We start from the raw sequence: 20,782 nt of genomic DNA on the forward strand, positions 1-20,782 counted from the left end.
CACAGTAATAAGGCTTGGAGTGATATGGGGAAGCAACCCGAAGCTCCAATGCCTTTTCTTTTAGAAATTATCATACCCTATAGGGGTATGTGGAGGCGTGGAAATCATGGATAAAACCAAAACAACAGCTTCACCAAACGAACAGCAGGCAACTGTACAGATTACAGGGATGACTTGTTCCGCTTGTGCAACCCGGATTGAGAAAGGTTTGTCCCGGATGGACGGCGTATCTCGTGCGAATGTGAATCTAGCCTTGGAACAGGCTACTGTTGGATTTTATCCGACAGTATCAGGGTTGCCACAAATTGAAGATAAAATCCGTTCTCTTGGTTATGACACTATTAAAGAATCTGCGGATTTTGATATATCGGGGATGACCTGTGCTGCTTGTTCCTCACGGATTGAAAAAGTGTTGAGCCGTACACCGGGCATAGCAGCAGTTAATGTGAATTTGGCGCTGGAAACAGCACATGTAGAATATACACCCGGTAATATCAGTCCAAGGGAGATCATGGAGAAGGTAAGCAGTATCGGCTATAAAGCTTCTCTTAAAGAAGACCGCAAAGATCATGTGGATCGTCGTGGAAAAGAAATTCAGCATAAAAAGTGGAAATGGATCATTTCTGCAATTCTTTCGTTCCCATTGTTATGGGCGATGGCGGGTCATTTCTCCTTCACCGGCTGGATTCCAACACCGGATATATTTATGAATCCTTGGTTCCAGCTTGTTCTGGCTACCCCTGTGCAATTTATCATCGGTTGGCAGTTCTACGTCGGTGCTTATAAAGCCCTTCGTAACCGGAGTGCCAATATGGATGTGTTGGTCGTATTAGGGACGTCGGCAGCTTATTTCTACAGTCTTTATCTGACCATTGATTCCTTAAGCATGAAGGGAATGAATCATACTGTAGAAATGTATTATGAGACGAGTGCTGTACTCATTACCCTTATCCTCGTCGGTAAATGGTTTGAGGCGCTGGCGAAAGGCCGTTCCTCTGACGCAATCAAAAGCTTAATGGGTCTTCAGGCAAAAACCGCCCTCGTAATTCGGGATGGGCAAGAAATGAATATCCCGACAGATGAAGTCATTCCTGGCGATATTGTATTGGTGAAGCCCGGTACTAAGGTGCCTGTGGATGGCGAAGTTGTCGAGGGATCTTCTTCTGTGGATGAGTCGATGTTGACCGGGGAAAGTATTCCTGTGGAGAAAAAACCAGGGGATACCGTGATCGGTGCCACTATGAATAAGAATGGTATCTTGAGAATCAAAGCAAATAAAGTGGGTCGCGACACTGCGCTGGCTCAAATTATCCGAGTAGTGGAGGAAGCTCAAGGCTCCAAAGCTCCGATTCAACGGATTGCCGATGTAATCTCAGGGATTTTTGTGCCGATTGTTGTGGGTATTGCTGTGATAACGTTTCTGATCTGGTATTTCTGGGCAGCCCCTGGCCAGTTCGCTGATGCCCTCGAAAAAGCCATTGCAGTGCTCGTAATCGCTTGTCCATGTGCGCTAGGTCTGGCAACGCCAACCTCCATTATGGCAGGATCGGGCCGGGCAGCAGAGCTTGGAATCCTCTTCAAGGGCGGGGAGCATTTAGAGGGAGCGCAAGGGATCCAGACCGTTGTGCTAGATAAAACAGGTACAGTGACGAATGGTAAACCCGTGCTTACCGATGTTGTGACTACTACTGGAATTGCAGCTTATGGAAAAGAAAATGCGGAAAACCGTTTGTTAGCTTTAACTGCAGCCGCAGAAAAGCTATCAGAGCATCCACTTGCGGAGGCTATTGTTGCTGGCGCCGCTGATAGAGGTTTGGCTTTGCCTACTGCTGAGCAGTTTGATAATGTGCCCGGACGTGGAATTATGGCGGTTATCTCTGATCAGCAGGTTATGGTAGGCACACGGCGGATGATGGAAGATCATCAGCTCGATATCACAGAATGGACTCCAATTATGAAGAAGCTGGAGGAGTCGGGAAAGACAGCTATGCTAGTAGCGGTAGAGGGAGAAATCGCTGGAATTGTGGCCGTTGCTGATACGATTAAACCGACCTCAAAAGCGGCTGTAGCCGCGCTTCATGATATGGGTATTGAAGTCGTTATGATCACTGGTGACAATAAAATTACAGCTGAGGCTATTGCGAAGCAGGCAGGGATCGAAAAAGTGTTAGCAGAGGTTCTGCCAGAGGGCAAAGCTGAAGAGGTTCGCAAGCTCCAGCAAAATGGGACTAAGGTTGCCATGGTTGGGGATGGGATCAACGATGCTCCGGCACTGGCTACTGCCGATACGGGTATGGCGATTGGGACAGGAACGGATGTAGCTATGGAAGCAGCAGATATTACGCTGATGCGCGGGGATTTGAAGAGTATTCCTGATGCGATTATGATGAGCCGCAAAACGATGAGAAATATTAAACAAAATTTGTTCTGGGCGCTTGCTTACAATACAATAGGAATACCGATTGCTGCACTTGGGTTTCTAGCCCCATGGCTGGCAGGAGCTGCGATGGCATTTAGCTCCGTGTCTGTTGTCTTGAATGCACTTCGGCTACAGCGGGTAAAGCTGTAATATCACCATCACTATTTAGGGAGTGGCCACAGTGCAAGTAAATAACGATACAATTTCTCTGTTAATGAAACATGCCTCTGTCCGCAAGTTTCAGGATAAGCCAGTAAGTGAAGATCAGCTTAGCGCTATTATTGGAGCAGCTCAGATGGCTTCAACCTCAAGCAATGTTCAGGCCTATAGTGTTATTGCAGTTACTGACCCGGCACTAAAGACGGAGCTTGCGGGATTAGCGGGCAATCAGGCTTATATAGAACAATGCCCAGTGTTTTTGGTCTGGTGCGCTGATCTGTATCGGCTGCGCGAGGTGACGAAACCTCATTTGCAGGGAGAGACTTCTTATGAAGATTCTGCTGAGAACCTGATTGTAGCTACCGTTGATGTTGCGCTTGCTGCACAGAATGCTGCAGTGGCTGCGGAATCACTAGGACTTGGAATTGTATATATCGGTGGAATCCGTAACCGGATCGCTGAGGTATCGGAATTGCTGGGACTGCCTGAATTGGTCTACCCGATATTTGGGATGTGTGTGGGTTATCCTGACGGAGCTTCGGGCCTGCGTCCGCGGCTTCCACTAGAGGCTGTTCTGCATCGTAATCGCTACAATGCGGAAACCACTGTGGAGCAGGTCAAAACTTACGATAAAGTCTCTTCAGACTATATGCGTGAGCGGACCCACGGTGCCAAAGACACCCCTTGGTCGGCCATTATGGCGGAGCGATTGGCACAGCCAGCACGGCTGCATATGAAGGAGTTCCTGCTGGAAAAAGGATTCCTTCGAAGATAACTAAACTTTCTTCACCTAAAGAGGCTGCCTTATTAGTAGTTCATTCTACTGATAGGGCAGCCTCTCTTTTTTATTCGGAGCCAGGAAGGTGACAGTTGTCATCTTAAAGAAATGACAGTCCATACTAATGTCATGTCTTCTTTTTCCATATGATTGAAATAGATCAAACGCATTCGGAAGCGGAGGGATTACGTTATGGATAATATTATAGAAATGCACGGAGTCAGCAAAATATATAAGGATAAAAAGGCTGTAGATAATATCAGCTTTAACATTGCTAAAGGTTCGATTACAGCTATTCTGGGACCGAACGGAGCGGGTAAAACAACGGCATTAGGCATGCTGCTGGGGCTAATAGAGCCTACCGAGGGTACAGTGGAGTTATTCGGGCATCATCCGAAGGATAAAGTGGTACGAGAAAAGACAGGAGCGATGCTGCAGGAGGTAAGTGTAATGGATCGGCTAAAGGTGCGGGAGATCATTGACCTGATCCGCAGTTATTATCCAAAGCCTATGGATATGGAGTTTCTAATTAAGGCTACTGGACTTGCGCCAGCCGATTTGAATAGATACGCCGAGAAGCTCTCGGGTGGTCAAAAGCGTAGTTTGGGTTTTGCGCTAGCCCTCGCGGGTAATCCGGAGCTGATCTTTTTCGATGAACCTACAGTCGGACTTGATATTACTTCCCGGCGGCGGTTCTGGGAAACGGTTCGTGGACTTGCGGAGCAAGGAAAAACGATTGTGTTCACGACCCATTATTTGCAGGAAGCAGAAGATATCGCGGATCGTATTCTGTTATTCAGTAAAGGCCACTTAGTTGCGGACGGAAGTCCAGATGAGATTAAATCGCGGATTGTGAAGCGTTCCGTGTCCTTCCTGCCTGTGGGTGATCGCTCGCAATTGCGCAGCAACCTGCTAGACCTAGCTGCTATAGAGGATTGTTATGAAAAAGATGGCCGCATTCATGTGACCACAGAGGATACAGATGAGGCGCTTAAAGCGATTTTTGTGGCTGGACTTCCCGTGAAGGATGTTCGAATTGATCAGGGACGTTTGGATGAGGCTTTTGAACAATTGACCATGAACCAAGAGGAGGCTGTCTAACCATGAGACTAATTACTGTACAGTGTAAAGCAGAAATGCTGCGGATCATCCGTAATCCCTATTATGTGTTCTGGTCTTTGCTCATGCCCATCATGTTCTATTTCATCTTCACCCGGGTGGTCAATACAGGTAGCGATGACCTAACGTGGCGTGCTCATTATTTAATGTCTATGGCGACCTTCAGTGTAATGGGCTCAGCCATTATGACGCTTGGCATCCGGTTAGTGCAAGAGCGAACACAAGGCTGGACCACCTTTATTCGGATTACACCGCTGCCGGGTTCGATCTATTTTTTCGGAAAAATGTTCGGACAGACGATGATGCATCTGTTTTCGGTCATTTGTATTTTTATCGCAGGCTATTTAATCAATGGCGTCTCCTTATCCGCAGGTCAATGGGTGCTTAGCGGGCTGTGGATCCTGATCGGTTCTCTACCATTTTTAGCGATTGGTACGCTTGTAGGTGCTATGAAACGGGTGGATACAGCCAGTGGAGTCAGCAACGTGATTTATATGGCTCTTGCTGTAGCAGGAGGCATGTGGATGCCGATTGAGATACTGCCACGATTAATGCAGCGGATTGGTCATTGGTTGCCTTCCTATAACTATGGGAATGGAGCCTGGGAGATCGTTCGTGGATCAGCTCCGACGTGGAGTAATGTCTTGATTTTGCTCGGATATTTGGTAGTTTTTATGTTACTATCGGTCTATATTCGAAAAAAACAGGAAGCGGTGTGAATGAATGGCTGAGCGTGCGAAGTTCCGGTTATTTCCACAAAAACAGGGGTTTTTCCCTTTTGTATGGGCTGTTTATCTGGTTTTGCCCATCCTGAATTTGCGCGGGGAGACTGGAATGAAGCTCATTCTGGGCGGGATTATGATAGCGGTATTTGCCCTCAGCTATCGCCAGCTGTATTGGGTGCGGGGTGGAGTGTTTAATGTTTGGTTAATTATTCAAATGTTGATCATCGTGGTGCTTAGTGTGTTCTATACCCCCTATAATCTGTACATGGGCTTTTTCACCGCAAATTTTATCGCATATTATACGGAGAATAAAGGTTTCAAAATTGCATTTACTTCTTTTGTGATCATGATCCTTTCGGTGCTGGTCTTAGTGGGTCGTGGGATGGAGTGGGGAAGTGTGATATTTTTAGCTCCGTTTATTATTATTATGTTGATTAGTCCGTTCGGAGTGAGGTCCATGAATCGGAATCAGAAGCTGGAGAAAGAGCTGGATCAAGCGAATGAGGTAATTAAAGAGCTGGTGAAGCGTGAGGAACGAATGCGAATCGCCCGTGACCTGCATGATACCCTTGGCCATACCTTGTCCTTGATTACGTTAAAGAGCCAACTCGTAGAGAAGCTGGTGACGAAAAATACGGAGCGAGCCCAAGAGGAAGCGCGGGAAATCCAGCGCACTTCACGGGCTGCGCTCCGTCAAGTGCGTGAGCTAGTGTCGGAAATGCGTGCGGTCTCAGTAGCAGAGGAACTGGCTGAAGCTGGAGAGATGCTGCGGACGGCAGAGATCGCCTTAGAAGTGGAAGGGGATATCTCTCTGGAGGGGGTATCCGACCTGACGCAAAATATCCTCAGCCTCTGTATCAAAGAGGCGGTGACTAATATCGTGAAGCATAGCAGAGCGGATAAATGCTTCATAGGAGTGGCAAAGCTGGCTGGAGAAGTGCGAGTTACCGTTAAAGATAACGGCATTGGCCTACAGCACGGGGAGAAAGGGAACGGCGGGCTTAGCGATGGAAATGGCATGAAGGGGATGGCGGAGCGCCTATCCCTGATTGATGGCTCCCTGTCGCTAAGCTCAGCTGAGGGTCAGGGAGCTACGCTGATCGTTGCCATCCCGCTAATCGTAAAAGATGCACAAGGGGGTGAGACTGCATGATAAGCATTGTTATAGCGGAGGATCAACGTCTGCTTCGGGGAGCGATGGCTTCTTTGCTGGATCTTGAAGACGATATCGAAGTAGTCGGAGAAGCTTGTGATGGGGCGGAGGCGTTAGCTTTAATCGACAAGCTTCAGCCGGATGTCTGTCTCATGGACATTGAAATGCCGTTCAAGAGCGGGCTGGAGGTTGCAGAAATATTGCGGAGTAAGGGTTGTCCGACCCGTATTATTATTTTGACTACCTTTGCCCGTCCGGGATATTTTGAGCGTGGAGTAAAGGCTGGTATTCAAGGGTATTTGTTGAAGGACGAGCCTGTAGATAAGCTAGCTGAATCTATTCGTCGTGTCATGGCTGGACATCGGGAGGTATCTCCGGAGTTAGTCTTTGGCAGTCTGCGGGAGGAGAATCCATTAACAGCACGGGAGCGAGAGATTTTAAAACTGGCTGGAGAAGGGCAAACCGCGAGCGAGATAGCCTTTTCGCTGCATCTGTCTTACGGCACTGTCCGCAATTACATCTCTGAAATACTCAACAAGCTGGAAGTGAAAAGCCGGATTGAGGCGGTACGGCTGGCGGAAGAAAAAGGCTGGATTTGAGGGGAGAAGGGTATTGTTATGCAAATATTTCTGATTCGTCATGGTGATCCGGACTATTCCATAGATAATCTAACGGAATTCGGGCATCAGGAAGCAGCGGCATTGGGAAAACGCATGGCATCTAGCGGTCTGGATGAATTATATGCTTCACCATTGGGGTATGAACTATCGCCCAAGGGGATTAATGGGTAATCATGTTTAAGGTGACTGATTAAGAGCGAGCTAGGATATTGTCTATGAAGTGAAAGGCCATCCCGCAGAGGATGGCCTTTTTTTTAAATACAACAAGAACGTATAAGTTCGGCACGATACATTATCCTTCTATTTCTCGCATAAGCGCTTACCGTTCTTTAGGGACATCGAAGGCATTTTTGTTTGCATATAAGAATCGTGCCCCTTGCCCAGTTCCTGATTTCCACTTGCTATTGTACTAACGGACTTAGATGCAGCTATTTGTACATTTTAAGCCTTTTGGAGGAAGTTGTGGACTCGAGAGATCTTATTTTCCATAAATGGAGGGAATATCGTGCTATTTTAGTGATATAAAGTCTCTGAAGTCCGTTAGCATCCCAGAACAGCGAAATAGTTACGAATAAGGGCTGTGGTGTCCGAACGCAATTCTGAATTCTGCTCGCAATAAAGCTACATTGGCAGATAGCAGCAGCTTTTCATGAAATGGTCGACTCATTTTAGTTTTGAGCCTACTCTATCTGAAATTCCACTCTTCACCGTGGATTTAATTTCACCTGTGAACCTTTGCCGCCTGTCTGTATGCCCGTTTCCTTCGTTCCAACGTCCTTCAAGTCAGTCACTAGTCGCTCCAATACGGCCTTGGAGGCAGCAGCTTCCTTCGCACCGGATGCTTTGACAACTAATTGCACCGGCTTGCCGGAGCGGAGATGCTTCTCAGCCTGACGGAGCTTAGTATCGTAGTCGTGCTCTTCAATATGAGCAGTGAAGCGGAGCTCTTTGACCTTCTCCTTGCTGCCGCCCTTTGCAGCTGAACCCCCACTGGCCTTGCGTGCTGAGGCTGCCTCCTTCTGCGCGGCCGCTTTTGCTTTGCCTTTTGCAGTTAGGCTGCAGGGCGGTGGGCTGCTCATTAGCGAGGTGCATACCAGATCAGCACCTGCTGAGCTGGCCATGGCCAGCGCCTCTTCCCGGGAGACGATACCCAGCTTCTCACCCCTAAGTCCTGTAAGGACTACTTCGGATGCTCTGATTTGTTCATTGATTAATACTGCCACTTCTATGAATCCTCCCCTGATAACGATGATAAAGCTATCATATATGGAACTAGCTTGAGGTTCAAATGTGGAGCGTAGGATTAGCGTTACTAATCCTCTCAATTTCTTCTTTTATGATTTTTAGGATTAGTTTTTTAGATGATGTTGCTAGATATTCTCGGTTGCGCCGCTGCAATATACCTACTTGAATGAACGGCTCGCTTAGTTCAACATCTATTTTTACGATATCTGTCATTAAAGCTGTCGAATCAAGCACTACCCCTACCCCAGGGTTCTTTCTTACAAAATGAGGAATAGCAGAAATTTGGCTTATGGTGGATAAAGTGGGCTTTGATTCGAATCTCGAAAATTGCTTAGCTAACCGAAGGTAATATAAGCAAGTGCGCCCTCCAGCTATAATTGGATATTCAAGAATTTCTCGAAATGAAATATCGTCTCGTCCGCTTAAAGGATGATTTTCATCTACTATAAAAGCGATTTTCTCGTGATAGAGCGGTTCGAAATAAAAGAAAGACAGGTCGGACGGCTCACCGCAGATGGCGAAATCCAGCTCACTTTGGAGGACAAGCTGTGAGAGGGAATCAGTGTTACCCTGAATGAAGTTACATGCCATCTTTGGTTTTTGCTCCTGAAACTTTCGCAAGGCGTTCGGTAGGACGGATTCCATCATGGATTCAATGCCTCCGATATGAAGTGTGCCAATTTCGTCATGCTGTAAAGCCTTGGTGAGTTCTGATACATAGTTCCAATGTTGAATAAGGTTATCGATTTCCCCTGCAAAAACTTGCCCAGCACTTGTCAGTTCTACTTCCCAGCCTCTGTGAAAGAGTTGTATGCCCAGTTCTTTTTCAAGTCGTTGAATTTGGTTGGTAATGGTAGACTGCGCATAATTCAACTTCTCGGCAGCGCGTGAGAAAGTGCCTTCTTGAAGAATGGTCTTAAAAGCCATCAGTTCTTTTAGATCCATCGATTGTCACCTCTATCGGTATAATTGATTAAGATTATTATCTTATTCAATTATATAAATCAAAATACTGAGAGTACAATAAAAGAATTCCAAAGAAGGAGTGAATTAAAATGCCTTTCATTAGAGTCAGTTATCTGGAGCAACAATACGACATTCATCAGCTAGAAGGAATATGCAGAGCGATTATGAGCGCGTTAATTCAGCATTTCCATGTACCGGAGGATGATATGTTTCAGGTTTTTCATGCGCATAAAGCGGGGGAATATTTTTATAGTAAAGATTATTTAAATATTGAACGAAGCGACGGACTGATATATATCCAAGTTACGCTAAAATCCGGAAGATCAACGGAACAGAAGAAAAGCTTTTACGCGAGGCTAGCCGAGGAATTATCGATGACGCTAAACATCAGAAAAGAAGATATATTCATTGTGCTCGTCGATACGGAATTCGAAGATTGGTCGTTTGGTAACGGTGTTGCTCAAATGCTACAACCTCCGGTTAGGGAGGCGTAATATGGCGCATCAGAAAATCGCCACAAATGTACGGGGATCGTTAGGCGAGTTCGCTCCGGCATTCGTCGAATACTCGGAAAATGTGTTATTTGGGGACTTATGGAGACGTGAGCAATTATCACTTCGGGATCGTAGCATGATTACGATTTCTGCCTTGGTGATGGGGGGCATGACGGAACAACTCCCCTATCATCTGCGCTTGGCTTTAGAGAACGGCTTACAACTTGAAGAAATCGTGGAGGCCATCACCCACCTTTCTTTTTATGTAGGTTGGCCGCGAGCCTCTTCTGCTCTAGAGGTTGCAAAGGATGTAATAGGAAAAAATAAATAACGTCTGACTTTTTAATCCCATCCGTAACCTTTAGGAACTTCATTGGCACTTGTATATAATACGGAAGAAGGGGGTGGGGGAGAAAATGCTTCAGTATATCGAAGAGGCTAAACAAGGAGACCGACAAGCCTTTGAACAGATTGTTAGGCACTTTACACCGATGGCAATTGCAGTTGCGTCCGAAAAGCTGCGTGACTATCAGTTAGCGGAAGATGCTGTGCAGGAAGCTTTCACAGAAGCCTTTTTGCATTTGAATAAATTACGAGCAGTAGAGGCATTCCCGGGCTGGTTTAAAGCTATTGTGGTGCGGCAATGTTATCGCATCTTGCGAAGAAAGCAGCGTCCTGCATTACCCTACGATGAAGCTGCGCAAGCGACAGAATCTTCATTTTCTATAGCAGATATTATTGAAAAAAAGGAAACCCAGCGGCTGGTTCACGAGTCTATAGCTGCATTAACGTCCAATATGCGGATTGCCGTTCAATTATATTATTTTCAAGGCTACTCACTACAAGAGATTGCTGACTTTCTGGGGACTTCGGTTTCGATATTGAAGAAGCGACTTTTTGATGCCCGCCGCAAACTGAAAGGTGCATTGCCTGTGGCAGATGTTCTTTCCGTATTCAACCATTTGTACGAAGGGGGAAAAGATGTGCTTCACATTGTAAATGGAGATGTAGTGGGAGAGAAGCTGCGGCAAGGAATCGTTAAAGGTGATGTACTGGTGTGGAGAGAGGTATATTCGCATGGGCCCGTATTTTTGGATCCTGCCGATGGAGATAACCGTGCAGTTCGAGCGCAATATTTGGAACAAACGATGGGAATTCCGCAGAGGGAATTTATTGAAAATAGTGAGAGGCAAGAGAAGATTTTAGCTGATTTTCATAAATATGAAGAAGTGGTGTTATGGTTCGAGCATGATCTTTTCGATCAGACGATGCTCAGTTATTTACTCCATTGGTTCTCGAAGCAGAAAATGTTAACCACCAAGCTAAGCTTACTATGCATTGGAGAGTATCCGGGAATAAAGTTATTTCGAGGACTTGGACAACTTTCTATAGAGCAGATGGAAACATTATCAGGCACATGGAAGCTAATCGGAGCCAAAGAACTAGAAGCAGGTCAAGCACTCTGGGAAGCCTATGTATCACCGAATCCAGAATTGCTGCAACAACGATTAACTACCGATACATCGGCTTTGCCCTTTGCACATGACGCTTTTCAGGCGCATTTATCGCGCTTTCCCTCTACTACAAACGGACTTGGTATCGTAGAACAACTCACGCTGGAGATGATCTATGAGGGAATAAAATCACCCTATGAGCTGTTCAAAAATGTGGGTGATAAGCTTCATATCTTGGGAATGGGCGACTTGCAATATTGGCATATCCTAAGAAAGCTGGTACAAGGCACGTACCCTTTGCTACAAACCCATGGATGCAATGAGTTCCCTGTTTATAACGATTCAGTAATGCAATTTAAAGACTGTGAGCTTGTATTAACAGAGCTAGGTAAGAGTGTAATAACTGGAAACGAAGACTGGGTACAGAAGAATGGCAGCGATGAGTGGTTTGGAGGTGTACATCTGCAAGGATTGACTCCGCGCTGGCGGTGGAATCCGTTGGTCGGTGCGCTTCAGGATAGAAGTGCCGAGGCGTAATTTATTAATCTAAATGTTTGCTACACAAGGCATATTGAGCATGAAAAGACTTCCACTAACTTGGAGATACTCAAACGCTCCAGAGGGGGAAGTCTTTTTGTGTTGTATCCATATATTATATGAATAGTAAATATAGTATATATCATCTATTTAAAGGGTGATTGATCCTTGTTGGAGAATATTATCTATAGAATAAATAGTGAAAGTATTCACTTGTTGATGTAAAGGGAGGAATATTTGTTACACGATAGGAGGATGATGTATCAATGTCCATACAGAATAAAACAGTAATGATAAGAATTGCAAAAGCGAATTTAAAAGCGGAAAAAACCAAAAATTACTTTATAGGCAGTGTAATAGCTTTAGCTGCATTTTTATTAACTGTTGTAATGACCTTTGGTTATAATTCTTTTACTAACCTACAAAATGAGTCGAATTTCCAAGCTTTATTCTATAACCTCAATAACAATGAAATCTCACGATTGAAAGAAATAGAGGAAATTAATAAAATCGGACTCTATAAGGAAATAGGCAGAGAGAAAAAAGAAGAACGTTTATTGTCCATTCTCTACACGGATCCAGCCATGATGGATTTATCAAATGCCAATATCGTTCTGGGGAAATTTCCTACAAAAGAAAATGAAATTGCAATAGAAAAAGACTTTCAGTTATCCGATGATCGAAGCCTGGGGCTTGGCGATTCTATTTCTTTGCAATTTAGAAACAATACCAGCAAAGAATTTCAAACCAGCCAATTTGTGATTACTGGAATTCTGCAAACAACCGCATCAGGTAACGAGAATCGAATCGGTTACAATGCTCTGGTATCAAGCGCGTTCGTTGAGGCGGATCCGTTTCTTTCCAAAGAAGATTACTCCGCGGCAATTAGCATCAACAATAGCAGCAGTTATTCCAACGAGGAACTGAAGTCAAAAATCAAAGAAATAGGGCAGCGAATGGGTATCCCTGAGAGAAATATTCAGATCAATAATGTGAATGTGGATAGTAATAATCTGTCAGGAAGCACTGTGATAACCATCCTGTCTATCATGCTGATTATCGTACTGGCTTGTTGGCTTGTCATCTACAATATCTTTTATATTTCAATTACTAAGCGAATTAAACAATACGGACAACTTAGAGCAATCGGTGCAACAAAAAAGCAGATAAAACAGCTTGTTCTATATGAAGGGAAAAATCTTTCAAGAAAATATATCCCTATTGGAGTTATCTTTGGATGTTTAATGAGCTGGATTTTAAGTGGCTTTCACTGGAATGCAGCTCCAAGTTTTTCACTTGCTTTTTTAGCAGGTTTGCTCACCAAAGTAACAGTTAGAGCTTCATTAAACGCACCATCTAAATTCGCATCAAGAATCTCCCCTATAACAGCGATTAGACATGTAGATGCCGATGTTAATACAAAAAAGGAGAAAAGAAACTCTAAAAGACTAACACCATTTTCTTTAGCTGCATTGAACTTATCAAGAAGCAGGAAAAAGACGGTGTTAACTTTGCTGTCTCTTTTTTTAAGCGGAACGCTATTTGTTTCCTTGGGGACATTGTTAAACTCGGTCGACCCAATCTCAAAAGCAGAGAAATATTTTCCAAATCATGGTCAGTTTGATATTCAAATTAATAATGATTTGTATTCTGAAACAACCTCATTAAGTGATCTTCAGACGGAAGGGCAACTATCTACTTCTTTAAAAAATAAAATCCTAGCTATAAATGAAGTTGAGGACGTAATCGAACATCAGTATATTGAAGCTGCTATCGAAGGAATAAAAACGGATGACGGGGCCGCGATAGTCAGTATTGAGAATATCCCTACGTTAAACAACGAAAGATGGAGTAGTCATTTGGCTGAGGGGAAGATCCCGGATGTTGATTCATCGGATGCATCCTACATTCTCTTGAACAGCGCCAGTAGTGACTTAGATTATTACGGGGCTCATTACGCTGTCGGTGATCATATTTCATTCATAATTGCTAATGATCAGGAGAAGGCCAAACATGATTTTGAGATCATTGGAGATATTCCGGATAAGAATTCAGGAACTTCATTTTATCTTCCACCCAAAGTAATGCAAACTACAGCCCCTTTTAATAGCAATAAGAGCTACGAAGTTATTACTATGGATAAAGCGAATGAAGAGTTAATAAAGAGTGAGTTAGAGGGTATGATTCTCAATGAGGATACACTCAAATTATTGTCTTTTTCCGAAGTTGTGGAATCCAATAGAATTGCTTTTAGAACTATCACTATTTCAGTGTATAGTTTTATGGTTTTTATAGCAGTATTCAGTATGATCAATCTCTTGAACACCATAATCACCACTATTTCTGCAAGAAAAGGGGAGCTAGGCCTTATGCAAGCCATAGGAATGGGCCGAAAACAATTAATGGCTATGTTAACCTATGAAACAGGATTTTTAGTTGTCGGAAGCTTTACGATGGCTCTTGTTACGGGCAATCTAATGGGATACATGATAAGTAAGAGTGCGGGGAATATGGGGGGGCTTTCCTACATTCAATACCAATTCCCTTGGAGTGCTATTTTCCTGTATTTCTTGGTTATTTTACTTGTCCAGACTGGTATGGTTCAGTTTGTTAGACGAACAATATCGAAGCAGAGCATTATAGAGCAATTAAATTAACGATGCGGAAAGTTTAGCTATATTTAATAAATCCCTCGCCTTTATACGGGCCAAACGTGAAAATAAATAGTGAGTAGCAATTAACGTTGAAGGGTGATTTATATGCTGAAACTACCGGTGTATCATTCCGTTATTTCTTCCAATGCCTTAGTACCCGTAATTAATGATCTTTATGAAATCGGGGATGTTTTGGAGTGTAGTTTTTATGAGAACGGACTTAATGATACCTATTTACTAAAGACCTCTATTGATAAATACATTCTTAGGATCTATAAAGCTCATTGGCGAAATAAACATGAGATTGATTTTGAAGTGGAGTTATTGAATCACTTAAATAAGAACAATATCCCTGTATCGGCTCCGGTAATCAGCAGGGATGGTGGTTACCTAATTGAGCTGGAGGCTCCTGAAGGAACACGTTACGCAGTACTGTTTACTTTTGCAAAGGGCAATTATTCCGATGAAAAAACTAGCTGTGAATTATACGGTGAACAAGTGGCTAAGATGCATCTGGCTATGAATGATTTCGAATGTGGGCAGCAAAGATTTACGCTTAATCTGGATCATCTGCTTAAAGAACCGCTTCAATCGATTCGCAAGCCTTTATCCCACAGGCAAAAGGATATCGATTATCTAGAATCTTTGTCGGAAGTATTGGCAAATAACATAGCAGAAATCTCATCAGAGCTGGATTGGGGGGCATGTCATGGTGATCTTCATGGAGCGAACGTACATTTCTACGAGGATACCCTGACTCATTTCGACTTTGATTGCGGAGGTTTTGGCTGGAGGGCCTATGATGTTTCCGTGTTTTTGTGGTCAAGGGTTAGAGGGAAAGAACGAGAGCATTTTGACAATGAACAATGGACTGTTTTCCTGGAGTCATACCAAAAGAATAAAGTATTATCTGAGAACGATCTAAAGGCAATCCCTATATTTGTTGCTATCCGGGAGATATGGTTGATGGGTCTGCACACAGGGAACGCACAGGTTTGGAGTTGTGGGTGGCAAAACGATCATTACTTCAATACTAATCTGCAATTCCTACGTAATTGGTGTGAAGTTCATTCTATCCAATAGACAATACCCAAACAAGAAGCCACTCCATATTTAGGGGTGGCTTTACTTCAGTCATTATTCATAAACGTCTTATGATAAGCGTTACGATATTGGGTGGGCGTCATGTTTTCGTATTTTCGGAAGAGGCGCATGAAATATTTATCGTCGGTGAACCCCGTCTCTGTCGCGATTTCCCTCACGCTTAATGCGGTTCTGGTTAGTAGCTCCTTCGCTTTAGTCACACGTGCTGAATGGATATATTCCAATGGCCCCATGGAGGTATGCTGTTTAAATAGCCGAGCTAAATAGTCCTTGTTGTAATTGAATTTATCCGCGATGATGGCCACGGTAAGCGGTTCGCTTGCATGTATCCTTGTCCACTCAGCTATTTTGACGAAGGTGACATCTTGCTGTGCGCGGATCAGCTTACTGGCGAACGGCTGAAGTGCATGCTCAGATAGCTCAATTAAAAGCGAGGTCAGCAAATAATTAACGCTGGAATAGGTTAAATACCCCGAATTGGCCACATGAAGGATTTGATTCGCCAGAATATGAATCCGGTCACTATGTTCGATTTTTATGATTTGGGGCAGATATAGATCATGTACGGACCATAAGCGCTGTGTGCGCGAAAAGATTTCTTCTGCCTCAGGCTTCATTTCCTCCTCACTCAGCAATAGCCCCTCGTTTGTCAGTTCGAAATGAAACCAATAAAACTTAACCCCGGGTCGTGACTCTCTATAGCCGACATGTGTGCGATTAGGCATGAGCAGAAGAGCTTCGTCAGGGCCTACTTCAAATTGTTTGTTTTCCTCACTCAAATACACCGTTTCGTTCACGCCAATGATTAGTTCGTAGTTCCCCATAACACGCTCCACATGCTTCCATGGTGTTTCTGAGATAAATTCACCTGCCGCTGTAAAATGAACAGGTACATCTGCATTTATTTTTAAATAGCTCATGCGGTCCTCCTAGCAATCAATAAGTCGGGTTTGTCCACTATTTGTACGACTGATCTACCGACAAATCAACGTTCCGGTGTTATCTTATGGATACAAATATACACTTGTCATCTAACCCTGACAAGATTGCAAGGGAGCGATTTCATTGAAGACGCAAGCTTTTGATCTACAGAACGTACGAATTGATTCAGGTCCACTTCTCCATGCGATGGAGTTAAATACTGATTATTTACTCAAGCTTGAGGCAGATCGGCTTCTGTCGCGTTTTCGCGAATATGCTGGCTTAGAGCCTAAGGCTGCTCACTACGAGGGCTGGGAATCTCAGGGGATTAGCGGCCATACGTTAGGCCATTATATTTCTGGATGTGCGTTAATGTATGCCTCTACGGGAAATGAAGAGCTGCTACAACGCGTGAATTATGTAGTAGATGAATTAGAGCAATGTCAGGATGCGCATGGCAATGGCTTTATTTCCGGCATTCCTCGTGGCAAGGAGTTATTTGAGGAAGTGAAGGCAGGCGACATTCGCTCACAGGGCTTTGACCTCAACGGAGGTTGGGTGCCACTTTACACGATGCATAAGCTGTTTGCAGGTCTTCGCGATGCTTATCGACTGGCCGGCAATCAGAAGGCGCTCGTTATTGAAACGAAGCTAGGGCTGTGGCTTGAGAATATTTTTGCAGGGCTGAGTAAAGATCAGATCCAAGAGGTGCTGCGTTGTGAGTTTGGCGGCATGAATGAAGCGCTGACGGATTTGGCAGAGGATTCCGGGGAAGAGCGTTTCCTCGCGTTAGCGGAAAGCTTTTATCATGGGGAAGTACTTAATGATCTTGCTATAGAAAAAGATACCCTAGCTGGAAGACATGCTAATACACAGATTCCAAAAATCATCGGAGCTGCTAGACAATATGAGGTAACAGGGCAGGAGCATTATGCAGGTATTTCCCGCTTCTTCTGGGATCGGGTCGTGAATCATCATTCTTATGTGATCGGCGGCAACAGCTATAATGAGCATTTTGGTGAACCGGATAAGTTAAATGACCGATTGGGCGAAGGCTCCTGTGAGACATGCAACACGTACAACATGCTGAAGCTGACCAAGCATATGTTCCAATGGGATGCGTATGCAGCGTATGCGGATTACTACGAACGTGCGATGTATAACCACATCTTAGCCTCTCAGGAGCCGGTAGATGGCCGGGTATGTTACTTCGTATCTCTCGAGATGGGTGGACATAAATCGTTTAATTCGCAGTTCGAAAGCTTTACGTGTTGTGTAGGCTCGGGAATGGAAAGCCATTCTATGTATGGCTCGGCGATATACTTCCATAGTGCAGATGAGCTTTATGTCAATCAGTACGTACCTTCTACAGTGGCTTGGAAAGAGCAAGGCATTAGCTTGCAGCAAGAGACCAAATTCCCGGCAGAGGGACAAGGTGTACTGCGGATCAGTGCAGCACAGCCAACGAAATTCACATTAAAGCTAAGACATCCTTACTGGGCTGAGCAAGGGATGAGTGTTAGCGTAAATGGTGAAGATGTTCAAGTAAATGTAGGCAAATCTAACTACTTTACTTTGGATAGAGAGTGGCAGGATGGAGACGTTGTCGAATACGATATTCCGATGTCGGTGAGAATCGAGACGATGCCGGATAATCCGAACCGAATTGCATTCCTTTACGGTCCACTTGTGCTCGCAGGTGATTTTGGGCCTATAAATGCAGAGGTCAATAGCGATCGCGCCCTTGCCTCCGTATTAATCGGAGATCGGGACACACTGACGGACAACCTCATCCAATCTAATGTGAGCAAAAATGTGTTCCGGATGAAAGGTTTAGGGTATACAGGGGATCATGAGCTTCGTCCGTTCTACCCTATGCATGATCATCGTTATTCCGTGTATTGGGATTTGTTCACACCGGAAGAGTGGAAGCTGGCAGAGGCTGAATATCGCGAAGCCGTGGAGAATAACTTGCTGCTTGAGCTGTTAACTGTCGATTCCGTACAACCTGCTGAAATGCAGCCTGAACGCGATCATAATTTCACAGGTGAATTTGTAGGCTTAGGCAAAATCCACAATCGCAAGTATCGGGACAGCTGGATCAATGGCTGGTTCTCCTTCACGATGGAAGTTTTGCCGGATGAGCAAGTGGATCTGGTGGTCACGTATCTGAAGTCGAACGATACTTCGCTGGCATTCGATATTTTGGCGGATGGGGAGCAACTTGGTGTAGGCACTCTTGAGTCTGAGGAGATGAATAAGCTGGAGACGATTCGCTATGAACTCCCGCAACCGATCACGAGCGGCAAATCAGCGGTTACGATCAAGTTTGCTTCTCATGAAGGACATAAGGTTGGCCAAGTGGCCGGACTTCGTATCGTTAAACGTAATTCTTGAATTAAAAGGCTTACAGAATTATAATAGGGTCAATTCTTTTAATTGAGGTGAAATGGATGTCTTTCCGTACCGTTACAAGGAACTAGTTATCGGGCTGGGTGAAACGCGTACCAGCTATCAAGGGGGGAGTCTACCCTTTTGATTACAACTAACTAGAGCTTTGAACGGTGCCATAGGCAGCTGTTTTTGTAGAGCCAGGCACTTAACCTATTTAACTTAGAGAACCGTTTATTTGTGGATGGTTTTTTACAGTGGGATAGGGGTGCCTGGCTTTTTTGAATTCAATTAAAAGAGGGGATAAACGATATGTTAAAAAAGAGTCTAGCTCACCTAAAATGGTGGGTAGGTGGTTATATTTTATTGGGTTTTGCCATTCAGCTGTTAAGTAGTTTAGGTGTTGTTGTCTTTCAAAAAATATTAGATAAGGCCACGGTAATCAACAGTTTTGATGAAATAGCAACATTAATTATAGTGTATGGGGTTCTGCTAGCTGGGGTGGCGATCCTGAATTATATAGACGAATACCCGAGTGTGTTTTTATCGAACAGCATCACGGAGAGGTTAAAGATTATTGCACTGTCCAAAATATCAAAAATGGATTATCAAGCGTATCAGGATATGGGAACAGGGCAAATGATTAAGGTGATCGAGAACGGGGCAGCGGCTGGAAACAGCATTATTTTTTCTTTTTTTCTCAAAACACTACATGAGTTGTTACCTACTCTTCTATTCAGTCTAGTCTTTATCAGCTTCTATGACCTAAGGATCATGTTAGTGATTGCAGCTGGCTATGTGGTCGTCTTTCTGATAACAAATCTGCTGTTGAAATTTCTGTATGCCATGAAGGCAACCATTCTCCAAGAGCAAGAAAAGATGTCCAGATTCTCTATCCGCGGGTTTATGGAATTGGTCGTCTTTAGAACCAACAAGAGATATGAGAAAGAGATCGATAAATTAAGCCAGACCGCGCGCACTATCATTCATAAAAATGCTCAGCTAAAAATGATTCATGAAGCTTTTTTCGCTATATTCGAGTTATTTGTCACGATCATTAAAATTATTGTCCTGATTTATGGTGTGAAAAGCATTGTCGCAGGCGAGACCTCACTTGGTATTGTGGTCGCATTGTTTATGTTCATCGATAAAATTTATACCCCAATTGCCATCTTCAATGTTTTATTTGTAGATTACAGACTGAATAAAGTGACTTACAGAAGATTCGAGGAATTTATTGCTGCCCCAGAAGATAAGAACTTGGAATCCGGAGAAGCCATCACTGAGCTCCAAGGCAAAATTGAGTTTAGGGAGGTGTCCTTTACTTATGGGAATGTGCAGATTCTGAATAACCTGTCATTTTCGCTTGCGCGAGGAACTTCCGTTGCTATTGTCGGATTAAGTGGAGGCGGGAAATCTACGCTGATTAAATTGATTGTGGGGTTATTAAAAAAGGGCGAAGGTGAACTCTTACTGGACGGTAAGGATATCGATGAGATTCGTTTGAATAGCTACTATGATCATATTTCCTATCTATCCCAAGACACGCCGATTTTCGATGCTACGATAAGAGATAATATTGTATTCGATGAGGATACTCTGTCCGATGAAGAGCTATATGAGATTTTGGAAAAAGTTCATTTGCAGGAAAAAGTAAGCCATTTGCCGGATCGCTTAGATACTTTGGTGGGCGAAAAAGGTCTAAAATTATCAGGAGGCGAAAGACAGCGATTAGCCTTTGCCAGAATCATTGCCCAAAAAAGAAATATTCTAATTCTGGATGAGCCTGTGTCAGCGCTTGATAATATCACTGAGCAGAGTCTTATGGAGACGATTTTGAATGAATTTAAGGACAAAACTATCATCATTGTGGCCCACAGGCTTAATTTTATAAAAGACGTTGATAAGATACTGGTAGTGGATCAAGGGTCAATTGTTGGGGAAGGGAAGTTTGATGATTTAATAGAACAGTGCGAAGCTTTTAAAGCGTTATGGAATAGAAAAATATCGTTTACAGATTATCGATAAATTGCTAGACTCTTC

17 protein-coding genes are annotated in these 20,782 nt (G+C 44.0%); 14 read left to right on the forward strand and 3 right to left on the reverse strand.

The annotated features are described in order from the left end of the window. The first annotated feature begins 106 nt into the window (after positions 1–106). The 7 genes from MHH86_RS01870 (at position 107) to MHH86_RS01900 (ending at position 7,144) form a co-directional block, all read left to right on the forward strand. On the forward strand, positions 107–2,569 hold the full coding sequence (locus MHH86_RS01870) for a heavy metal translocating P-type ATPase (protein WP_342479611.1): 2,463 nt from the start codon (positions 107–109) through the stop codon (positions 2,567–2,569). A 31-nt stretch (positions 2,570–2,600) separates the two neighbouring features. Further along, entirely contained in the window at positions 2,601–3,353 is a 753-nt protein-coding gene (gene nfsA / locus MHH86_RS01875; protein ID WP_076101226.1) for an oxygen-insensitive NADPH nitroreductase, read from the forward strand. 195 nt (positions 3,354–3,548) lie between these two features. Next, a complete protein-coding gene (locus tag MHH86_RS01880; RefSeq protein WP_036682763.1) occupies positions 3,549–4,457 on the forward strand; it encodes an ABC transporter ATP-binding protein in 909 nt (302 codons plus the stop codon). Positions 4,458–4,459: 2 nt separating this feature from the next. Further along, on the forward strand, positions 4,460–5,194 hold the full coding sequence (locus MHH86_RS01885; RefSeq protein ID WP_036682760.1) for an ABC transporter permease: 735 nt from the start codon (positions 4,460–4,462) through the stop codon (positions 5,192–5,194). Between the two features lie 4 nt (positions 5,195–5,198). After that, positions 5,199–6,353, forward strand: coding sequence for a sensor histidine kinase (locus MHH86_RS01890; protein ID WP_340939130.1), 1,155 nt, complete (start codon positions 5,199–5,201; stop codon positions 6,351–6,353). Further along, positions 6,350–6,952, forward strand: a complete 603-nt coding sequence (locus tag MHH86_RS01895; protein WP_036682756.1) for a response regulator transcription factor — start codon at positions 6,350–6,352, stop codon at positions 6,950–6,952. The genes MHH86_RS01890 and MHH86_RS01895 overlap by 4 nt, the downstream gene beginning before the upstream one ends. An 18-nt stretch (positions 6,953–6,970) precedes the next feature. Continuing rightward, positions 6,971–7,144 (forward strand): histidine phosphatase family protein, encoded by a 174-nt coding sequence (locus tag MHH86_RS01900; RefSeq protein WP_081386973.1) that lies wholly within the window; start codon positions 6,971–6,973, stop codon positions 7,142–7,144. Between the two features lie 533 nt (positions 7,145–7,677). On the opposite strand, the gene infC is transcribed toward MHH86_RS01900, so the two are convergent. Next, positions 7,678–8,196 carry a translation initiation factor IF-3 gene (gene infC / locus MHH86_RS01905; protein WP_326046917.1) on the reverse strand — a complete coding sequence of 173 codons (519 nt, stop codon included), beginning with the start codon at positions 8,194–8,196 and terminating at the stop codon, positions 7,678–7,680. 61 nt (positions 8,197–8,257) lie between these two features. Then, positions 8,258–9,163 (reverse strand): LysR family transcriptional regulator, encoded by a 906-nt coding sequence (locus MHH86_RS01910; protein ID WP_094902592.1) that lies wholly within the window; start codon positions 9,161–9,163, stop codon positions 8,258–8,260. A gap of 110 nt (positions 9,164–9,273) precedes the next feature. Between MHH86_RS01910 and MHH86_RS01915 the strand changes: the two genes are divergently transcribed. The 5 genes from MHH86_RS01915 (at position 9,274) to MHH86_RS01935 (ending at position 15,406) form a co-directional block, all read left to right on the forward strand. Next, positions 9,274–9,678, forward strand: a complete 405-nt coding sequence (locus tag MHH86_RS01915) for a tautomerase family protein (RefSeq protein WP_038568393.1) — start codon at positions 9,274–9,276, stop codon at positions 9,676–9,678. A gap of 1 nt (position 9,679) precedes the next feature. Then, on the forward strand, positions 9,680–10,009 hold the full coding sequence (locus MHH86_RS01920) for a carboxymuconolactone decarboxylase family protein (protein ID WP_326046916.1): 330 nt from the start codon (positions 9,680–9,682) through the stop codon (positions 10,007–10,009). Positions 10,010–10,094: 85 nt separating this feature from the next. Further along, positions 10,095–11,669, forward strand: a complete 1,575-nt coding sequence (locus MHH86_RS01925) for a sigma-70 family RNA polymerase sigma factor (RefSeq protein WP_326046915.1) — start codon at positions 10,095–10,097, stop codon at positions 11,667–11,669. Between the two features lie 266 nt (positions 11,670–11,935). After that, positions 11,936–14,326 carry an ABC transporter permease gene (locus MHH86_RS01930; protein ID WP_341170553.1) on the forward strand — a complete coding sequence of 797 codons (2,391 nt, stop codon included), beginning with the start codon at positions 11,936–11,938 and terminating at the stop codon, positions 14,324–14,326. Between the two features lie 102 nt (positions 14,327–14,428). Next, complete coding sequence (locus tag MHH86_RS01935; protein WP_341170554.1) at positions 14,429–15,406, forward strand: phosphotransferase; 978 nt, start codon at positions 14,429–14,431, stop codon at positions 15,404–15,406. A gap of 47 nt (positions 15,407–15,453) precedes the next feature. Here MHH86_RS01935 and MHH86_RS01940 read toward each other — a convergent pair whose 3' ends face one another. Next, the gene (locus tag MHH86_RS01940) at positions 15,454–16,347 is read right to left on the reverse strand and encodes a helix-turn-helix transcriptional regulator (protein ID WP_036682739.1); all 894 of its coding nucleotides are present in this window, start codon (positions 16,345–16,347) and stop codon (positions 15,454–15,456) included. A gap of 145 nt (positions 16,348–16,492) precedes the next feature. Here MHH86_RS01940 and MHH86_RS01945 point away from each other — a divergent pair, with 145 nt between their 5' ends. Beyond that, positions 16,493–18,745, forward strand: coding sequence for a glycoside hydrolase family 127 protein (locus MHH86_RS01945; RefSeq protein WP_036682735.1), 2,253 nt, complete (start codon positions 16,493–16,495; stop codon positions 18,743–18,745). Between the two features lie 306 nt (positions 18,746–19,051). Continuing rightward, on the forward strand, positions 19,052–20,767 hold the full coding sequence (locus MHH86_RS01950) for an ABC transporter ATP-binding protein (protein ID WP_342479612.1): 1,716 nt from the start codon (positions 19,052–19,054) through the stop codon (positions 20,765–20,767). Positions 20,768–20,782: the final 15 nt, after the last annotated feature.

It is taken from the genome of Paenibacillus sp. FSL F4-0097, from assembly GCF_038593125.1.
In the GTDB taxonomy this organism is placed as follows: domain Bacteria; phylum Bacillota; class Bacilli; order Paenibacillales; family Paenibacillaceae; genus Paenibacillus_AQ; species Paenibacillus_AQ odorifer.